Here is a 19,289-nt window from a genome sequence, read left to right on the forward strand (position 1 = left end):
TCGCGTCCGGGCGGTGGCCCGCGTCCCGTGCGGTGCCCGCGTCCGGTGCGGTGTCCGCCACTGCCTCAAGCCGCCCGGTCAAGGCGGGCCTCCTTCAGTACGGTGCGTATCGCCTTGAGTTCGCCGGCCAGTTCCCCGCCTTCGGGGAAGTCGTCGTCCCGCTCCAGCAGCACCCCGGGCGGCGTGATCCGGGCGCACAGTGCGGCCAGGACGTCCAGTACGGGCCGGGTCACCGGGTGGGCGTGGCTGTCGTGCCACACCCCGTCCCGCTCCACCCCGCCCGCGACATGGACGTAGGCCAGCGCGTCGAGCGGCAGCTCGTCCAGGGCGACCGCCGGGTCCTCGCCCCGGTTGATGTGGTTCGTGTGGAGGTTGGCGACATCGATGAGCAGCCGCACCCCGGTCCGCTCGACGAGCTCGGCCAGGAACTGCCCCTCGGTCAGCTCCTCGCCCGGCCAGTTGACGAGGGCGGCGATGTTCTCCAGCGCCAGCGGCACCGGCAGGGCGTCCTGGGCGATCCGTACGTTCTCGCACAGCACGTCCAGTGCGTCGTGGGTGCGCGGTACGGGCAGCAGATGCCCGGCCTCCATACGGGGCGAGGCGGTGAGCGGACCGCCCGCCCGGACGAAGGCGATGTGCTCGGTGACCAGCGGTGCGCCGAGTGCCTCGGCGCGCTCGGCGAGCGCGGTCAGCCGGCCGGGGTCCGGACGGTCGGCGCCGCCGAGACCGAGCGAGACCCCGTGCGGGATCATGGTCGTGCCGCGCTCGCGCAACTCCTCCAGGGCGGCGGGCAGATGGCCCGGGCAGATGTTCTCCGCCACCACCTCGACCCAGTCCACCCCGGGCAGCTCCGCGATCTCCGCGGCGATTTCCGGCCGCCAGCCGATTCCCGTACCCAGGCGCTCCATGGCTCCCCCTCTCGCTCCGTGGTGTCGGTACTCATGCCGCGTCAGGACGGGCCGAACCCTGCACCGGCCGAGTTCAGAGGTTGATTTGAGCTTCACCGGTGCCCCCGCGGGGCCGCGCGGCGGCGCTGCGGGCCTCCTCCGCCGCACCGCGGTGACCGGCGCGAGCAGCGCCCCGACGGTGGCCTGATCGGGCCGGGCGCCGGGCCCGGTGGCGAACCCCGGCCCGCTCAGCTCTCAGCCGGTGCGCGGCAGCGCCCTCCGCAGCGCGGGGTGGTCGGCGACGACCGTGCAGGAGCCCGGTGCGATCTCCGTGAACCCGGCGTCGCGCACCACGGGCAGACCGCTGCGGGTGAGCGCGTCCCACTCCGCGCGCCCGGCGGACCGCACGGACAGCGGGAACCCGGCCGCCCGCCAGGCCGCCTGCTCCTCCTCGGAGAGCTCCCACCACGCCAACTGCGCGCCGTGCCCGGCCTGTGCCATCTCCTTGCCCGCCGACATCTCCAGCTCGGGGCTGAACCACAGCACCGGGCCCGCGGCGGGCGCCCCGGGCGGCTGCGGATCGTCCAGCTCCGTGCCCGAGACCTGCAGGCGCGCCAGGTCCTTCGGCCAGCCGTCCAGCGGCACCGGCGGGAAGACCCGCACCTCGGCCTCATGGCCGGTGACCGTGATGCCCGGCAGCGCCCCGGCCCGCCGCCACTCCGCGCGGCGCGCCCGCCGCACCACCTTCCGGATCCGGGCGTCCTGCCAGTCCCGCACCGCCGCGGCCCACTCGCCGTCCCCGGCCGACCGCTCGTCCGACAGCAGCACCAGCACCGCCCGCGCCGCCGTCTCCAGCGCGTCCGTACGCGCCGGCGGCGCGTCCCGCTCGATCCGTACGACGAGCGGCAGCACGAACTGCGGAGCCGCGTCCCGGTCGGTCTCTGCGTGCTCGGAGGGGCTGGTGGCGCTGTTGCCGGGCTCCCCGGCGGTCTCGGTGCTGGTCACCCGCCCAGTCTGCCAGCCGCCACCGACAGCGCCCCCGCCCCGCTCCCGCCGCCCCGGCCACCGTCCGGCAGCCGTGACGGCCAACGCCGCCCGCCCGGCGCGAGGTTGGGGCGCGCACGGCCGGGGGCGAACGCGTCTCGGGACAGGCACCGGGCGCCCGCTCCGGCTACCGTCGGGGGCGACGGGGCGGCGGTGGCCGCGCGGAGACAGCGGAGGTGCCGGAACGTATGAGGCTGGACGGGGTGGGACGGCGGTACGGGGTGCGCGGCCCCTGGGTGCTGCGGGAGGTGGATCTCGACGTGCCCACTCGCGCACTGCTGCGTGTCGAGGGGACCAACGGCAGCGGGAAATCCACCCTGCTGCGGCTGCTCGCCGGGATCGACCGGCCCAGCACCGGACGGATCACCGGCCGCCCGCGCACCGCGTATGTACCCGAACGCTTCCCGGCCGCCCTGCCCTTCACCGCCGCCGGTTACCTCACCCACCTCGGCCGCATCCACGGCCTGCCCGGCCCCACCGCGGCCCGCCGCGCCACCGAGTGGCTCGAACGCTTCGGGGCGGCCGGGCATGCGCGAACCCGGCTGTCCGAGCTGTCCAAGGGGACGAGCCAGAAGGTCGCGGTCGCCCAGGCGCTGCTCGCCGAGCCCGGCCTCCTGGTCCTGGACGAGGCCTGGACCGGTCTGGACCGGAGCGCGCGCGAGGTGCTCGACCATGCGGTCGCCGAACGGGTTGCGGACGGCGGCACCGTCGTGTTCGTCGACCATGACCCGCAGCGGCTCGCGGGCGCCGCCGACGCCCGCTACCGGGTCACGGACGGACGGCTGCTGGCCCATGAGGGGCGCGGCCCGGCGGCGGGTACGACGGCCGCGGCCGGCCCCCGCGTCCTCATCGAGGCCGAGGGCGCACCCGGGGACCTGCCGTCCGACGGTGCGCCGCACCTGCCCGGCGCACCGGAGATCGCGTCCGGACCGGACGGGACGACCCGGCTGACGGTACCGGCCGTCCACTCCGACGCCTTGCTGCGCGCCCTGCTCACCGCCCGTCCGCCCTGGCACATCCGCGCGGTCACCGCCGCCCCACTGCCGCACGGCGCCCCCGGTACCGCCCCCGGTACCGCCCCGGTCACCGACGACGCCCCCACACCCCACGAGGCCCCCCTCCCGTGATCGCTCTCCTCCGCTATCAGACGGCACTGCTCATCGGCTCGCACCGCTGGCTGCCGCCGGTCATCCTCTACGCCGCCTGGCTGGCCATCGGCATCCGGATCGGCGACCCGCTCCTCAACACATTCGGCTGGGCCGTCGGCGGCCTGCTGCCGGCCACCGTATGGCTGACCCGGGTCTGTGTCACCAACGAGCCGCCGGCCGCCCGCAATTGCGCCGCGGCCGCCGCCGGGCCGGGCCGGGTGCACCTCGCCTGTGTGCTGACCGCGGCCGGCACCGGGCTGCTGCTCGCGCTCATCGGTACGGCAGTGGTCGTACTGCTGGCGGACCCGCGCTCCAACAACCACCAGGTGGCCGTTCCGGTCCTGCCCGCGGCCCTCGCCGCGCTGCTCGCCGCGCTGGTGTGTCTGCTGATGGGCACCGCCGTCGGCGCGCTGAGCAACTGGCCGGTGCTGCGCAGCACCGGCTGGAGCATCCCGGCGGGCCTGGTCGCCGCCCTGCTGCTGTTGGTGCTGGGCGCCTCGCCCGCCAACGCCGCCGTATCGGGACTGGTCACCGGCTCCCTCCACGGGACGATCAGCGCCCCCTGGCTGCCGCTCGCCGTCACCGCCCTGATCGCGGCCGCCGCCACCGCAGCCGCGTGCGCCCTCAGCTCGCGGCGCGGCTGAGCGGGGGGCGGCTGAGCCGGGGTGTGGCTGAGCCGGGGTGCGGCTGAGCGGGGCCGCGGGCTCTCCCCCGCCCCCTCCCCCTCCCCCCTTCGGGGGAGGGGGCGGGGGTGGGTTCGGGGGTGGGGGGGGAGCCGCGGTCCGCGGTGGGGTGGGGGTAGCCGCGGTTCGCCCCTGCTCCCGGCCGACCCGAGTGGGCCTCAGTGGTGCCAGGGCCCGGTCACCGCGAACGTCGTCCCCGGCGTATAGCAATTGACATACATCGTCCGGTGGCCGGGCGAGAACGTCACTCCGGCGAACTCGCCCCACTCCGGCTTCTGCGGGGTGCCGATGTTCTGCCGGCCGCGCGCCATCGCATAGACCTCGCCGCGCCGGGTGAGACCGAAGACATGCTGGGCGCCCTCGCCGTCCTCACACACCATCAGTCCGCCGCTGGGCGCGAGGCAGATGTTGTCGGGGGACTCGCCGGGCAGCTGGAGATCGGTGTCCGGGCCGAAGACGATGACCTGGGTGAGCCGCCGCTTCTTCGGGTCGTACTTCCAGATCTGGCCGTAGTGGTCGGCCGCCGAGCCGTCCTCGCGGTGCGCGAAGCTGGAGACGAAGTAGACGCAGGAGCCGCCCCAGTAGCAGCCCTCCAGCTTCTGGGCGTGGGTGATGCCCTGAGGGCCGAAGTCCTGGAAGCGGATCGGGGTCTCACGGGCGAGCGGATCGGGCACATCCACCCAGGTGACGTGGTCGAAGGTGGTGCCGGGCCGCTGGATGGTGGAGAGGTCGGGCACTCCGGGGACACGCAGTGCCTGGAGGCGGCCGCCGGCCCGGAGCGAACCACGGCCGCCCATCGGCTTCTCGGGCAGAAAGCGGTAGAAGAGGCCGAAGGGCTTCTCGAAGGCGTCCTCGGTCTCGTAGACGATGCCGGTGCCGGGGTCCACGGCGATCGCCTCGTGCTGGAAGCGGCCCATCGCGGTCAGCGGGACGGCTCCGGTGCGCCGCGGGTCGTACGGATCGACCTCGAAGATGAAGCCGTGGTCCTTGGTGTAGTTCTCCTCACCGGCCCGGAACTCGGTCTCCTCACAGGTCAGCCAGGTGTTCCAGGGGGTGGGGCCGCCCGCGCAGTTGGTGGAGGTGCCGGCGATGGCGACCCGCTCCGAGAGCACCTTGTTGTCCCGGTCGAGTTCGAGGGCCGTACAGCCGCCCTCCCCACCGGGGTCGTAGGTCAGATCGCGGACCCTGGGGACGGCCTGGCGGGAGCCCGTACGGTTCTCGTGGTTGCGGACGAGGTGGGTGCCGCCGCGGCGCCCGGGGAAGGCCGCCATGCCGTCACAGTTGCTGGGCACCTTGCCCTCTCCCGACGGCAGCGGGTCGCCCTCCCGGGACAGGACCCGGTAGCGGAAGCCCCGGGGGAGGTCGAGCAGGCCGTCCGGGTCGGGGACCAGCGGGCCGTAGCCGCGCTGTCCCATGCTCTGGGCGGTCGCGGTCCCCGCGAAGAGCTCCGTGAGGCTTCCGGAGAAGGCGATTCCCGCCCCCAGTGCACCGGTGCGTGCCAGGATCTGACGTCGTGTCGCGGACATGGGCAACTCCCTGTTGGCGGACAGGTGGCGTGATCCGCTCGTGTGTACCACGCGGCCGGGCCGCCGGGAACCGGGCGGCGGGCACCAACCGGGTGTTGCCGCTGATCCGCCTACCGGGCGTCGGTCACCAGGGTGCCCGCGTCGCGCGCCAGCGCCGTCAGCCGGGAGATCGCCCGGAAGTACTTCTTGCGGTAGCCGCCGCGCAGCATCTCGTCGCTGAACAGCTCGTCGAAGGCCTTGCCGGACGTCACCACCGGCACCTCACGGTCGTAGAGCCGGTCCGCGAGGACGACCAGCCGCAGCGCCGTGGACTGGTCGGGCACCGCCTGGACATCGGTGAGGCAGACCGCCTCGATGCCGTCGCACATGGCGCCGTAGCGGCTGGGGTGCACCTTGGACAGATGCTCCAGCAGGGAGGGGAAGTCGTCGAGAGAGGCGCCCGGGGTGCGGTACGCGGTGCGCGTGACGGTCTCGTCGTCGTACGGGGCGGGCGCCTCGGGCAGACCGCGGTGACGGTAGTCCTCGCCGTCGATGCGCAGCGGACGGAAGTGGGCGCTCAGCCCCTGGATCTCGCGCAGGAAGTCGGCGGCGGCGAACCGGCCCTCGCCGAGCTTGCCGGGGAGGGTGTTGGAGCTGGCGGCCAGCGCCACCCCGGCGTCCACCAGCTTGCCGAGCAGGGTGGAGACCAGGACCGTGTCACCGGGGTCGTCGAGCTCGAACTCGTCGATGCACAGCAGTTTGTGGTCGCCGAGCGTCTTGACGGTCTGCTGGAAGCCGAGCGCGCCGACGAGGTTGGTCAGCTCGACGAAGGTGCCGAAGGCCTTGCGCTCGGCCGGGGCGGGGGTGGCGTGCCACAGGGAGGCGAGCAGATGGGTCTTGCCGACGCCGTAACCGCCGTCCAGGTAGACCCCGCGCGGGCCCTGGGGGGCCGCCGGCTTCCTGGCGAACCAGCGCCGCTTGGCCGCGCCCGCCCGCCCGGCGTCGATGCTGTCCGCGAAGTCGCTCAGGACCTGTACGGCCTCGGCCTGGCTGGGCTGCTTCGCATCCGGGATGTAGGTGTCGAAGCGGGCGCCCTGGAAGCGCGGCGGCGGCACCATCTCGGCGACCAGGCGGTCGGCCGGGACCTGCGGGGCACGGGTGGTGAGCGCGGCGGGCACCGCGTCGTCCCCGTCGGCCGGGAGTCCGGCTGTCGGGTCGGGCTGCGGGGAGGAGTGCTGGGAAGGCGACACAGCCGTCCAGCCTATCTCGTGTGCGGCACCCGCCGGTCCGGTGAGCGAGGCATGTCACACTGCCGCCATGCGACGCCTGTTCCCGCTCCCTGCCCCGCCCGTTCCGGCCCCTGACCTCGACAGCAGTGGGGCGGGGACGACCGACTCCACGGACCGTGAGTGGACGCTGGACGAGCTGGCCGACGCCTATGCGTACCCGGCGGCGGACGACCCGGCGCGCTCCGGGCGCACCGGCTGGCTGCGGGCGAACATGGTGTCCTCCCTGGACGGCGCGGCCCATCACGAGGGCCGCTCGCAGCCGCTGTCCGGCGCAGCCGACATGCGGATCTTCGGGGTGCTGCGGGCGCTCGCGGATGCCGTGGTGGTGGGGGCGGAGACGGTGCGGCAGGAGGGCTACCGGCCGGCCCGTGCCCGGGAGGCGTTCGCCGCCCGCCGGGCCGCCGCCGGCCAGGGCCCGGCCCCTGCCATCGCCGTGGTGACCGCCGGCCTCGGGCTGGACTTCACCCTGCCGCTGTTCACCGGGCCGCAGGTGCCCACCGTGGTGGTGACCGGTGCGGGGGCGCCGGCGGACCGGGTGGACCGGGCCCGCGCGGCCGGCGCCGAGGTGCTGTTCGCCGGGGAGGGGCTGGGTGTCGATCCGGCCCGGGTGGCCGGGGTGCTGGCCGGGCGGGGCCACCACCGGCTGCTGACGGAGGGCGGGCCGAGGCTGCTGGGGCAGCTGGCGGCGGCCGATGCGCTGGACGAGATGTGTCTGTCGCTGGCTCCGGTGGTCGCCGTGGGCGACGCGCCGAGGATCATGAACGGTCCCGCCGTCGCGGTTCCGGAGCGGTTCGCCCTGGCATCGGTGTTGGAAGAGGCCGGGTTCCTGTTCACTCGCTACCGTCGGTCCTGACAATCGGCGGAACTATCTGTTCCGCTTAGCTTCCGTTGGGCACACTAAAAGGCGACAGGTCCCGTGTGGCGACGGGGCAGGATGGTGTCTGTCGGGCGCCGTGCCATGCGGCGCCCCGAAGAGAAGAAGGGCGTCCGTCGTGTTCACGAGCGTATTGATGATCGAGAAGCCTCTGACGCCCGCCGACGTGGAGTTTGTGACCACCCTGCACGGCGATGACCGGATCTCGTTCGTCGTGCTCATGCAGCCGCGCGGTAAGCAGGACGTGCTGCTGCGGGCCATCGACGACGTCGCCCTCGGCGAGTTCGACGACGCCGTACGGGAGGCCGAGGAGCCGGGCGGCCGCCAGGCCGAGGCCCCCGCCGAGCTCGCCCTGGCGCACACCCTGCAGGCGCTGCGCGACGCCGGTTCGGAGGCCGTCGGGCAGGTGGTCGAGGACCATCCGCTGGACCTGCTGCGGTCCATCGTCGACGAGACCGGCGCGGACGAGGTGATCGTGCTGACCACCCCGCACTTCGTCGAGGAGTTCTTCCACCGCGACTGGGCCTCCCGCGCCCGTCACAGGGTCGGCGTCCCGGTCCTCAAACTCTTCTCGCACGCGGCGGACGACCAGCCTCAGGGCACTTCCGGCGGCTGAGGGGCCCCCGCCACCCGCACAGGGCCTGATCCGCCGCTGACCACCGGGCTTCGCACCGGGGACCGCACCCGGCCGGGTCCGCGGACCGGCTCTGTCGGTGCCGGGTGCGAGAATCATCGACAGCACGACCGAACCACCGCACCACCGCTCGCGACGATCGACATCAGGGAGACCCGCCCATGGCACCCGCCATCCCAGCCTCGATGGACCGGCCGCACTTCATCGGCATCGGCGGAGCCGGTATGTCGGGCATCGCCAAGATCCTTGCGCAGCGCGGGGCCCGGGTGGCGGGCAGCGACGCCAAGGATTCCGCGACCGCCCAGGCCCTGCGCGCCCTCGGCGCCACGGTCCACCTCGGCCATGCCGCCGGGCATCTCGCCGAGGACGCCACCAGCGTCGTCGTCTCCTCCGCGATCCGCCCCGACAACCCCGAGCTGGCCGCCGCCCATGAGCGCGGCATCCCCGTCGTGCACCGTTCCGACGCGCTCGCCTCCCTCATGGACGGCCTGCGCCCCATCGCCGTCGCCGGCACCCACGGCAAGACGACCACGACCTCCATGCTCGCGGTCTCGCTCGGCGCCCTCGGCCTCAAGCCGTCGTACGCCATCGGCGGCGACCTCGACGCCCCGGGGTCCAACGCCGAGCACGGCTCGGGCGACATCTTCGTCGCGGAGGCGGACGAGAGCGACCGCAGCTTCCACAAGTACGCCCCCGAGGTCGCCATCATCCTCAACGTGGAGCTGGACCACCACGCCAACTACGCCTCGATGGACGAGATCTACGAGTCCTTCGAGACCTTCGTCGGCCGCATCCGCCCCGGCGGCACCCTGGTCATCGCCGCCGACCACCCCGGCGCCCGTGAGCTGACCGAAAAGATCGCCGGCCGCCATGACATCGAGGTCGTCACCTACGGCGAGTCCGCGGACGCCGACGTCCGCATCCTGAAGGTCAACCCCCGCGGCCTGACCAGCGATGTCACCGTCACCCTCACCAGCGGCAAGATCCTCACCTTCACAGTCTCCGTCCCGGGCCGGCACTACGCCCACAACGCCGTCGCCGCGCTGGCCGCCGGCGTCGCGCTGGGCCTCCCGCCGCACAACCTCGCCTCCGCGCTCGGCAAGTACACCGGCGTCAAGCGCCGCCTCCAGCTCATGGGGGAGGCGGCCGGCGTGCAGGTCATCGACTCCTACGCACACCACCCCACGGAGATGACCGCCGACCTGGAAGCGATCCGCGGCGCCGCCGAGGGCGCCCGCGTGCTGGTCGTCTTCCAGCCGCACCTCTTCTCCCGCACCCAGGAGCTGGGCACGGAGATGGGCCAGGCCCTCGCCCTCGCCGACGCCTCCGTCGTCCTGGACATCTACCCGGCCCGTGAGGACCCGATCCCGGGCGTCACCAGCGCCCTGATCATCGATGCCGCGCGCGCCGCGGGCGCCGATGTCACCCCCGAGACCGACCAGAACGCCGTCCCGGGCGTCATCGCCGGAATGGCGAAGCCCGGTGACCTTGTTCTCACCATGGGCGCGGGCGATGTGACCGACCTCGGCCCCGCCATCCTGTCCCGCCTGGGCAGCTGAGCTGAGGAGGCCCCAGATGCCGTACGAGATCGACAAGCCCGACGAGCAGTGGCGCGCCGAGCTGAGCCCCGCCGAGTACCAGGTGCTCCGCCAGGCCGGCACCGAGCCCGCCTTCGTCGGCGAATACACCGACACCAAGACCGAGGGCGTCTACTCCTGCCGCGCCTGCGGCGCCGAGCTCTTCCGCTCCGACACCAAGTTCGAGAGCCACTGCGGCTGGCCGTCCTTCTACGACCCGAAGGATTCCGACGCCGTCGAGCTCATCGCGGACCGCTCCCACGGCATGGTGCGCACCGAAGTCCGGTGTGCCCGGTGCGGCTCGCATCTCGGGCACGTCTTCGAGGGCGAGGGGTATGCCACCCCCACCGATCAGCGGTACTGCATCAACTCGATCTCGCTGCGGCTGGCTCCGGACGAGCGGTGAGCGGCGCGCCGGACGGCATGGAGCGGCCCCGCCCCTGGACGCCGGGCCGGCGGTCCACGGGCGGGCCGTGCTGATCCGGCCGCTGTCCGGTGGCCGGATCAGCGGCAGGTGAGCTGCGGGCCGCCCCAGTCGGCGTGGTCGGAGTCGTTCCCGTTGCCGCCGTCGGTGACCACGAGCCGCAGCTGGCTGCCGCCGGAGAGATCCGCGGTGAGGCGCTTGGCGGGCTGGTCGACGGTCATCAGCCCGCTGTCGGCGACCAAGGTGGTGTCCCGGTAGATCTGGAAGACCACGGAGCCGTTCGCGCCCACCTCGTCGTCGAGGCCCACATCCACGGTGAGGGCGGAGCACGAGCCACCGAGGTCGTAGAGGAGCTGGCTGTCGGCGTGGGCGCCCAGACCCTGCGGGTAGCCGGCTCCCTGGATGGTGAGGGGATGCCCGTCGATGCTGCTGTTCACCCGCGCGGGCCCGAAGCTGTCGCTGCTGGCAATCCACTGCCGGGCGGTCAGTGAAGTGGTGTGGGCCGGCGGTTTGCTCTTGTGGCCCGGGCGCGCGGAGGGCGATGGCTTCTTGGACGACGGGTGCCGCGGCTTCGGACGCTTCGACGCCGCGCTGGGGGTGGGGTCCGGGGAGCCGGACGCCGAGCGGGATGCGCTTGCCGAGCCCTTGGGGGAGGTGGTCGGCGACCGGTCCGGAGCGGGCGCCGACGCGTGTCCGGACGGTGCGGGGCCGCCGGCCTCGGCATCGTGCCGCGAAGAGCCGAACAGCGGGCCGGCGGATATCGCGACGCCGGCCAGGACGGCCACGGCGACCGCCAGCACGGTGATCCGCGCCGGTGAGAACCGCGCCCGCCGGGGCTTGTCCGGCGCGCCGGACGGGACCGTCCCCGAGAAGCTCATACCGGCCGTGGGCACGCCGCCGGCGCCGGCCGGCCGGCCACCTTCGGCCGGGTGCGGCCGGGCACCGTCCGCGGGGCCGGGGCCTTCCCCCGGCTGGGCGGCCAGCCAGGACGCGAAGTCGTCCCGCAGCTCGGTGTTCCGGGAATGCTGGTGCCAGGCGGCGGCGGTGTGGCGTACCGCCGCCAGCAAGCTGTCCCGCCAGGCCGCATCGGAAGCCGCTTCCGGGCCGGGGGAGTGCAGGACGCCGTTGATGGCTTCCTTCGTCAGATCGGCTGCCGCCTGCGAGGACCGGCAGCAGTCGCGGGCGTAGGCCAGTACGGCGGCGTAGTGCCGGCGGTGGAACTCGTTGAGGGCATCCTCGCCCGCCCCGGCCGCGCCGTCCGGAACCGGGGTGCCATACGGGCCGGCCGACACACGGCCGCCGGGCCGGGCCGCCGCACGGATACGCCGGACCAGCTCGGTGTCGGAGGGCGCTGTCCCACCGAATGTGTCGAATTGCTCTTGCATGAGTGGGCTACTGACCCTTCAACGTCCTGACGATCATTGAAAACACCGTACGGCGTGGCGGGCTCCGGCGACCCGTCGTTGCCGCCGAGTGGTGCGGAAGGGAAGGGATGTGACGCGGCGTGAGGTGGCCGGACCTCCGGGGATGCGATCTTCCCATGCTCCGGTGGCCGTTGCTCATTCCTGTCACCTTCCGCGCAAGGCAGCGGCCTTCATGACGAGCGCCGAAGGTGCCCCGTGCCCCGTGCCCGTCGAGCGGGCTGCCGGGTAGGGGGTACTCCCGCCGTCCCTGTAGCACTTCCCGCCCGCCTCCTGCGCCCCCTCATGGATTCGGACAACTTCCGGCTGGTGTAGCGAGCACGTCAAGGAGGCTGCTGGCTCCGACTAGCGGAAGAGGCCACTCCGGTAGGTCACCGAACTACCGAGTCTGATATGTGCTTCTGATGGACACTCGCGGTCCTTGGCGCGATTTCATCGTCCGATGCCCCGCCGCTCTCCGGGCTGCCGCGATTCTCCTCGCCGGTAGGCATGATGTTGATCAAGACGGGGACCGCGGCTGACGGAGCAGCCCTCCATGGAAGGCAGGTACGGGTGAACGAGGACGCGCAGAGCCCGCTGACGGCGTATCAACGGGATATCTGGGCCGCCGGTTCTCAGGCTCCGGAATCACCGCAGTTCAACTGCGTCCTCCACGAACGTCTGCGAGGCGGCGTCGACCACGACACGCTCGCCGACCGCACCGAGCGCGCGCTGCACCGCCACGAGACCTTCCGGCTGCGGTTCGGCGAGAGCGCGGGGACGCCCTTCCAGTGGGTGGCGGGCGAGGGCATCCGGGTCAGCAGGGTCGACTTCGCTCAGGAGCCCGAACCGGACGTCGCGCGCGCCGAATGGATGCGGCGCTCGATGGCGACGGCACTGCCGCTCACGGACGGCGGCACCCTGGTCGAAGCCACGCTGCTCCTGGAGAGCCCGGACGTCACACATCTGCACATCAAGGCGCACCACATCGTCGCCGACGGCTGGACCCTCAATCGCCTGAGCCACGAGATCCTTGAGGACTACACGCGGGCCACGGATGGCAGCCTGGAGCACACCGGCCGTCACGAGCCGTCCTCCTACCTCGCGTTCGTCGAGGAGGAAGCCGCCTATCGTGCCGGCGCCGACGGTGACCGCGACCGCGCCTTCCACCGGGAAGCCCTCGCCGGTGTGGCGCCCGCGCTCTTCACGCGCACGGCGGACGGGAGCGGCCGCGGCCGCCACTCGTTCGTCGTCGAGGGCCGGCTCGCCGACCGGGTCCGGGCCGCCGGCTTCTCGCCGTTCGCGTACCTCGCCGCCACGTTCGGTACCTGGCTGACGCGGCTGCACCGCAGCGAGGAGGTGGTCCTCGGCGTCCCCTTCCTCAACCGGCCGGAGGATCACCACAAGGACGTCTTCGGCCAGTTCGCCAACACCCTTCCGCTGCGGGTCGCGGCACACGGCGGGCGGACGGTGCGGGAGCTGGTTGCCGAGACCCAGGAGGCGACCCGGGCACTCCGGCGCCACGAACGGCTCTCGCTGGGCGACGTCCTGGGCGAACTGCCCCCGCCGGCTGAGGGCCCCCGCCGGCTCTTCGATGTGACGCTCTCCTACCTGCACTGGCCGCGGCCGGCACCGATACCGGGAGTCGAACGGCAGACGGCCTTGAGTGCCCCCTCGCACGAACAGGACGCCCTGGGCGTCGTCGTGTGCGCCTTCGACGACACGGCCGACATCCACGTCGACCTGGACTACGCCCTCGACGTCTTCGATGAGGACCTGCCCATCGCCTCGGTCGCCGGCCACCTCAGGACGCTGCTCGAACACGGCGTGGACATGCTGGACCGGCCCGCGTCGGCAGTCCCGATGCTGGAGCCCGCCGAACACCAGGACCTCACCGCGGGGCGCAGCCACGGTCCGAAGGTGCCCTATGCGGACGAGGCCACGCTCCACGGCCTGTTCGAGGAGCAGGCCGCCCGCCGCCCCGGGCAGACCGCCGTCGTCGCTGCCACGGGCGAGACCCTGACCTACGCCGAACTGGACGATCGGGCCAACCGGGTCGCCCGGGCCCTGCGTGCCGAGGGCGTCGGCCCGGACGACCGGGTCGCGGTGATGATGGAGCGGGGGCCGCAGCTGCTGGTGGCGCTCCTCGGCACGCTGAAGGCCGGCGGTGCCTACGTACCGGTGGACCAGGGTTACCCGGCCGAACGCGTGCGGTTCCTGCTGGCGGACAGCCGCGCCAAGGTGGTGATCGTGGACGGCGACGGCCCCACCACCGAGGTGGCCGAAGGGGCGAAGGTGCGGCATGTCGAGGAGCTGCTGCAGGGCAGCGGGGCCCCGCTCCCACCGCTCAGCGGCTCCCGCGATCTGGCCTACGTCATCTACACCTCCGGCTCGACCGGCCGGCCCAAGGGCGTGTTGGTGGAGCACCACAGCGTGGTCAACCGCCTCGCGTGGATGCAGCGCCGCTATCCGCTCGGCGACGCCGACGTCCTGCTGCAGAAGACCCCGGTCTCCTTCGACGTCTCGGTGTGGGAGCTGTTCTGGTGGGCCGTCGAGGGCGCCGCGGTGGCCCTGTTGCCGCCCGGCGGCCAGCAGGATCCGCGGGAGATCCTGCGGACCATCCGTGAACAGCGGGTCAGCGTCGTGCACTTCGTGCCCTCGATGCTCGGCCCGTTCCTCGACCTGCTCCAGGCACTGCCGGAGGCGCGCGAGAGCGTACGCTCCTTGCGGTACGTCTTCTGCAGCGGCGAGGCCCTGCCGCCGGCGCGGGTCGAGCAGTTCAACGGCGTCTTCGGCGCATCCGGCATATCCGGCGCGGAGTGCCCCGTACGGCTGGTGAACCTGTACGGACCGACCGAGGCCACGGTCGACGTCTCGTACTACGACTGCCCGGGCGATCCTTCCCGGAGCGTCCCGCGGGTCCCGATCGGCCGGCCGATCGACAACACCCGGCTGTATGTACTGGGCCCCGACGATCTGCCACAGCCGGTGGGCGTCGCCGGTGAGCTGTGCATTGGCGGAGCCGGTGTCGCCCGGGGGTATCTGGACCGCCCGGCACTGACCGCCGAAAAGTTCGTCCACGACCCGTTCCTACCGGGCGACCGTCTCTACCGCACCGGCGACCTCGCACGATGGCTGGCGGACGGCACCCTGGAGTATCTCGGCCGGATCGACGGCCAGGTCAAGATCCGGGGCAACCGCGTGGAGCCGGGCGAGGTGGCGGGCGCCCTGCGGTCGGTCCCCGGCGTCCGCGACGCCATCGTCGTGGACCACACCACCGCCGCTCGCGGCACCCACCTCGCCGGCTACTACGTCGCCGATGCCGCCATCGACCCCGCGCAGCTGCGCGACCAGCTCACGCGGACGCTGCCGGGGTTCATGGTCCCGGCCGCCTTCGTACGGATCGACGCCATTCCGCTGACCCCCAACGGAAAGGCCGACCGCCGTGCGCTGCCCCCGCTCCAGGACACCGCGGACCCGGCCACCGGCCAGCAGCCGCGCAACCCCACCGAGGCCGCGCTGGCCGAGATCTGGGCCACCGTGCTGGACCGGGAGACCGTCGGCGTCCATGACGACTACTTCACGCTCGGCGGCGACTCGATCCTCATGCTCAAGGTGCGCGCCGAGGCCGAGGCCCGGGGCCTGCGCTTCTCCCTCACCGACCTCGTCCGCAACCCGACGGTGGCGGGGCTGGCCGGCTGCGTCGTGATCCTGACCGCGTCCGGGAGCGACGGTGCCCCCGCCCCGTTCGCCCTCGTGTCCAGCATGGACCGGGCCCGTCTGGAAGGCGCCGAGGACGCCTGGCCGCTCACCCGGCTTCAGCTCGGCCTGCTCTACCACAGCCGCAGGCACGAGTCCTCGGCCACGTACAAGGACGTCTTCCAGTACACGCTCGAACTCCCCTGGGACGAGGACGCGTTCCGCCGGTCGTTCGACCGGCTGGTGGCACGGCATCCGGCGCTGCGCTCCGCCTTCGACCTGGCGGGCTGCTCCGAGCCGTTGCAGATCGTCCGCCCGCAGGCGCCCGGTGGCCTGGACATCGTCGATCTGCGCGCGCGCGACAGCGCCGCGGCCGACGCCGAGGTCCGCGCGCACATCGAGGAACGACGCCGCCACGCCTATGTCTTCGAACGGGCGCCGCTGTACCTCTTCCGGGCACACCTCCGGCCCGACGCCGTCGACCTGGTCCTCAGCTTCCACCACGCACTGCTCGACGGCGGCAGCGTGGCGAACCTGCTCCAGGAACTCCTCCAGGACTACGCGCACGGTCTTGGACTGGGCATCGGTCCCGTCGACGGCACAGCGCCGCCCTCGGCGGCGTCCTGCGTACAGGAGGAGCTGGCCGCCCTGGGGTCCGCGACGGCGCGGCAGTACTGGAAGGAGAAGCTGACCGGCTGCGAACCCCTGCAGATCGAAGCGTTCAGGACGCACCTGCCCGGCACCGGCCACGGGCCGCCGGACGCGCACTGCGCCGACCTGCCCGACGGGCTGGTCGCACAGGTGCGGCAGTTCGCCTCCGAGCACCACCTGCCCATGAAGTCCGTGCTCTTCACGGCGCACTGCCTGACACTGGCCATGTTTTCCGGATTTTCCGGGTCTGCTGGGCTTTCCGGGTCTGCCGGGTCTGCCGGCACCCACGACGTGACCACCGGTCTGGTCACCCACGGGCGGCCCGAGCTCGCCCACGCGGAACGCACCGCCGGGCTCTTCCTGAACACGGTGCCCCTGCGTCTCGACGTCGCACAGGCCGCATGGCTGGAGGTGGCGCGCGAGGCCTTCCGGCAGGAACAGGACGGCCACCCCCACCGCCGCTACCCGCTGAGCGCCATCCAGGAGGACCACGGCGGCCCCGTCCTGGACACCGCCTTCAACTATGTGCACTTCCACCAGCTGTCCGAGGTCTTCCGCCTACCGGGCGTGCGGCTGCGGCACTTCCGCACCTGGGAAGAGACCAGCTTCCGGCTCCTGGTGAACGCGGTCACCGAACCGGACGGCGGACGCGTGTGGCTGCGGATCGACTACGACGGCGACGGATTCTCGGCCGACCAGGCCCGCCTTTTCGCCGACGGATACCGGAAGGTCCTGCGGCGGATGGTGGAGGACCCGCACGCGGAGCCCGACTTCGCCTTCCTCGCCGACCGGCCGGTTCTCGCCCGGACCACGCCCCACCCCACCGTCGTCGAACGCTTCATACGGCAGGCCGCCCGCACGCCGGACGCGACGGCCCTGGTGAGCGGAGCGGAGCTGTGGAGCTACGCACGGCTCGTCGAGGTGGCTGATCTGGTGGCCCGGCGGCTGTGCGCGCTCGGCGCCCCGCCGCGGGCCCGGATCGGGATCGCCATGGACCGCTCACCGCAGACGATCGCCGTGATCCTGGGCGTTCTGCGGGCCGGATGCGCCGTGGTACCGCTGGATGTCGGCTACCCCGCTCAGCGGCTGGCCGCGATGCTGGAACAGGCCCGGCCCTTCCGGGTCATCGCCCACGCTCCCCATGCCCACCTCGTCGGCGACCCGTCGCTGCTGCTGCCCGCCGAGTCGGTGACCGAGCCGGCCACGGGCCCGGTCGTGGAGCCGCCGGCAGAGATCCCCGCCGACAGCACCGCCTACGTCCTGTTCACCTCGGGCTCCACCGGCCGGCCCAAGGGCGTGGCCATGCCGCACCGCTCCCTGGCAGGCCTGGTGGCTTGGCAGACACAGGCCGCGAGCGGCGCCACGGGCGGCGGCACCCTTCAGTATGCGCCGCTGAGCTTCGACGTCTCCTTCCAGGAGATCTTCTCCACGCTGTGCTCCGGCGGCACGCTGCACCTGGTGGGCGACGCCGAGCGGCGCGACATACCGGAGCTGCTGCGGCTGATCGACCGCGAGGGCATCGAGCGGGTCTTCCTCCCCTATGTGGCACTCCAGCAACTGGCCGAGACCGCACAGGCGTTGGACATCACCCCCCGTGCACTCCGGGTGCTGATCTCCTCCGGCGAACAGCTGCGCGTCACCCACGAGATCCGCAGGCTGTGCGCCGCGCTCCCGGGCGCTGTCCTGGAGAACCAGTACGGGCCGACGGAGACCCATGTCGCCACCGCCTTCACCATGACCGGAGACCCGGCCGCGTTCCCCACGCTGCCCCCGATCGGACGCCCCGTCGACGGCGCCGAGGCACATGTGCTGGACGACCGGCTGCGCCCGGTGCCCGCCGGCGCGCGCGGCACCCTCTACCTCGGCGGCAGCTGCCTGGCCGACGGCTACGAAGGCCGCCCCGACCTCACCAAGGAGCGCTTCGTTCCGCATCCCTTCGCGGGCGGGGACCGGGTGCTCTACGACACCGGGGACCTCGGCCTGGTGCTGCCCGACGGGACGATCGCGTACGCCGGCCGGGCCGACACACAGGTCAAGGTACGCGGCTTCCGCGTCGAACTTGCCGAGGTGGAACTGGCCGTCACCGATCTCGCCGGGCAGTACCCGGGCCTGCGCGACGCCGCGGTGGTGGCCCGGCAGCAGGAGAACGGCCATGGCCTCCTCGTGGCCTTCCTCGTCGGCGAAGGCACCAGCGCGGACCTGGCCGGCATCCGCACGCGGCTGCGCACCGCGCTGCCCGACCACATGGTGCCCTCCCACCTGCAATGGATGACGCATCTGCCGCTGACCCCCAGCGGGAAGCGGGACGACGCCGCCCTGCGGCGGGTCCCGCTCACCCCCACCGCCGAAGCCACCGGGGCCGGTCCGGGCGACGCCTACGAACGCGGGTTGGCCGAGATGCTGGCGGACCTGCTGCTGCTGCCCGCCGTCGGCGTGCACGACAGCCTCTTCGACCTGGGCGGCACCTCACTCACCGCGATGCGGCTGGTGGTCCGGATCGAGCAGCGCTACGGGGTGAACATCCCGCTGTCGGAGTTCATCGCGGCCCCCACCGTGGCCGGGCTCGCAGCGCGGCTGCGCACGAGCGGCGCGGTCGCCGCTTACGACCCACTGGTGCCGATCCGCCCGGAGGGCACCCGCCCGCCGCTGTTCATGGTCCATCCCATGGGCGGCAACGTGCTGTGCTACGTACGCTTCGCCCGGCACCTTCCGGACGATCAGCCGCTGTACGCGCTCCAGGCCGCCGGGGCGGACCCCGGCACCACGCCGCTGCGCACCGTCGAGGAGATCGCGGACAGTTACGTCGCCGCGCTGCGGAAGGTGCAGCCGCATGGTCCGTACACCATCGGCGGGTGGTCCTTCGGCGGCTTCGTCGCCTTCGAGATCGCCCGCCGGCTGCGGGCGTCCGGCGAGGACATAGCCCGGCTGGTGCTCCTGGACACCACCGCGCTGAACCAGGGACAGCGCCACCATCACGACGATGACGCGCTGCTGGGGTGGTTCTTCTGGGAACTGCTCTGGCTGGAGCGCGGCGGCGATTCCCCGATGGAGGTCATACCGGGCGAACTGTCCTCGCTGGAGGAGAAGTTCGACTTCATCGCCCGTCTCGCGACCGATGCGGGCGTGCTGCCGGCCGGCAGTTCAGGGGCCGTCATACGCCGGCTCTTCCGCGTCTATCAGGCGAACTGGCGGGCGGCGCTGGACTATCGGCCCGAGACCGGGGACCAGGGGCTCACCCTGATCCGCGCCATGGAACCGCTGCCGGACGTCCTCGCCTCGATGCACGGCGCGGCCGGCAGCCGTCACGAGGACCGGACCAACGGCTGGAGTGAGATGACCGACGGCCCGCTCCAGGTCATCGGCGTGCCCGGTGACCACCTCACGATCATGGAAGAACCGTATGTGGAACATGTGGCGAGGACGGTCGCGGGCCTGATCGGGTCCGGCGCGGCCGGATCCCCTGAGGAGAACTGA

The 19,289-nt window shown here is 72.8% G+C and carries 11 protein-coding genes and 1 pseudogene; 7 read left to right on the plus strand and 5 right to left on the minus strand.

The features are described from left to right. Positions 1–95 precede the first annotated feature (95 nt). Positions 96–908 (minus strand): annotated as a pseudogene (locus AB0C46_RS31305) (DUF692 domain-containing protein); the annotation flags it as partial. A 234-nt stretch (positions 909–1,142) separates the two neighbouring features. Then, positions 1,143–1,892: an aminoacyl-tRNA hydrolase gene (locus AB0C46_RS31310; protein WP_362831958.1), complete on the minus strand. Its 750-nt coding sequence runs from the start codon at positions 1,890–1,892 to the stop codon at positions 1,143–1,145. Between the two features lie 227 nt (positions 1,893–2,119). On the opposite strand from AB0C46_RS31310, the gene AB0C46_RS31315 reads away from it, so the two are divergent. Together AB0C46_RS31315 and AB0C46_RS31320 are read left to right on the plus strand one after the other, a co-directional pair. Continuing rightward, positions 2,120–3,058: an ABC transporter ATP-binding protein gene (locus AB0C46_RS31315; protein WP_362831959.1), complete on the plus strand. Its 939-nt coding sequence runs from the start codon at positions 2,120–2,122 to the stop codon at positions 3,056–3,058. Then, positions 3,055–3,723: an ABC transporter gene (locus AB0C46_RS31320; RefSeq protein ID WP_362831961.1), complete on the plus strand. Its 669-nt coding sequence runs from the start codon at positions 3,055–3,057 to the stop codon at positions 3,721–3,723. Before AB0C46_RS31315 ends, AB0C46_RS31320 begins: the two co-directional genes overlap by 4 nt. A 197-nt stretch (positions 3,724–3,920) precedes the next feature. Here the strand turns inward: AB0C46_RS31320 and AB0C46_RS31325 are convergent, their stop codons facing one another. Together AB0C46_RS31325 and zapE are read right to left on the minus strand one after the other, a co-directional pair. Then, positions 3,921–5,288 (minus strand): alkaline phosphatase PhoX, encoded by a 1,368-nt coding sequence (locus tag AB0C46_RS31325; protein ID WP_362831963.1) that lies wholly within the window; start codon positions 5,286–5,288, stop codon positions 3,921–3,923. Positions 5,289–5,398: 110 nt separating this feature from the next. After that, positions 5,399–6,517, minus strand: coding sequence for a cell division protein ZapE (gene zapE / locus AB0C46_RS31330; protein WP_362831965.1), 1,119 nt, complete (start codon positions 6,515–6,517; stop codon positions 5,399–5,401). Positions 6,518–6,584: 67 nt separating this feature from the next. On the opposite strand from zapE, the gene AB0C46_RS31335 reads away from it, so the two are divergent. The 4 genes from AB0C46_RS31335 to msrB all read left to right on the plus strand — a co-directional run bounded on the left by AB0C46_RS31335 (position 6,585) and on the right by msrB (position 10,047). Then, positions 6,585–7,409, plus strand: a complete 825-nt coding sequence (locus tag AB0C46_RS31335; RefSeq protein ID WP_362831966.1) for a dihydrofolate reductase family protein — start codon at positions 6,585–6,587, stop codon at positions 7,407–7,409. A gap of 139 nt (positions 7,410–7,548) precedes the next feature. Beyond that, a complete protein-coding gene (locus AB0C46_RS31340) occupies positions 7,549–8,046 on the plus strand; it encodes an indole-3-glycerol phosphate synthase (protein WP_362831968.1) in 498 nt (165 codons plus the stop codon). Positions 8,047–8,225: 179 nt separating this feature from the next. Beyond that, entirely contained in the window at positions 8,226–9,623 is a 1,398-nt protein-coding gene (murC, locus tag AB0C46_RS31345) for a UDP-N-acetylmuramate--L-alanine ligase (RefSeq protein ID WP_362831970.1), read from the plus strand. Positions 9,624–9,639: 16 nt separating this feature from the next. Further along, positions 9,640–10,047 carry a peptide-methionine (R)-S-oxide reductase MsrB gene (gene msrB / locus AB0C46_RS31350; RefSeq protein WP_362831972.1) on the plus strand — a complete coding sequence of 136 codons (408 nt, stop codon included), beginning with the start codon at positions 9,640–9,642 and terminating at the stop codon, positions 10,045–10,047. A gap of 98 nt (positions 10,048–10,145) precedes the next feature. On the opposite strand, the gene AB0C46_RS31355 is transcribed toward msrB, so the two are convergent. Continuing rightward, positions 10,146–11,450, minus strand: coding sequence for an NPCBM/NEW2 domain-containing protein (locus AB0C46_RS31355; RefSeq protein ID WP_362831973.1), 1,305 nt, complete (start codon positions 11,448–11,450; stop codon positions 10,146–10,148). Positions 11,451–12,038: 588 nt separating this feature from the next. Between AB0C46_RS31355 and AB0C46_RS31360 the strand changes: the two genes are divergently transcribed. Then, positions 12,039–19,289, plus strand: a complete 7,251-nt coding sequence (locus AB0C46_RS31360; RefSeq protein ID WP_362831974.1) for an amino acid adenylation domain-containing protein — start codon at positions 12,039–12,041, stop codon at positions 19,287–19,289.

The organism is Streptomyces sp. NPDC048637 (assembly GCF_040650675.1).
GTDB lineage: Bacteria > Actinomycetota > Actinomycetes > Streptomycetales > Streptomycetaceae > Streptomyces.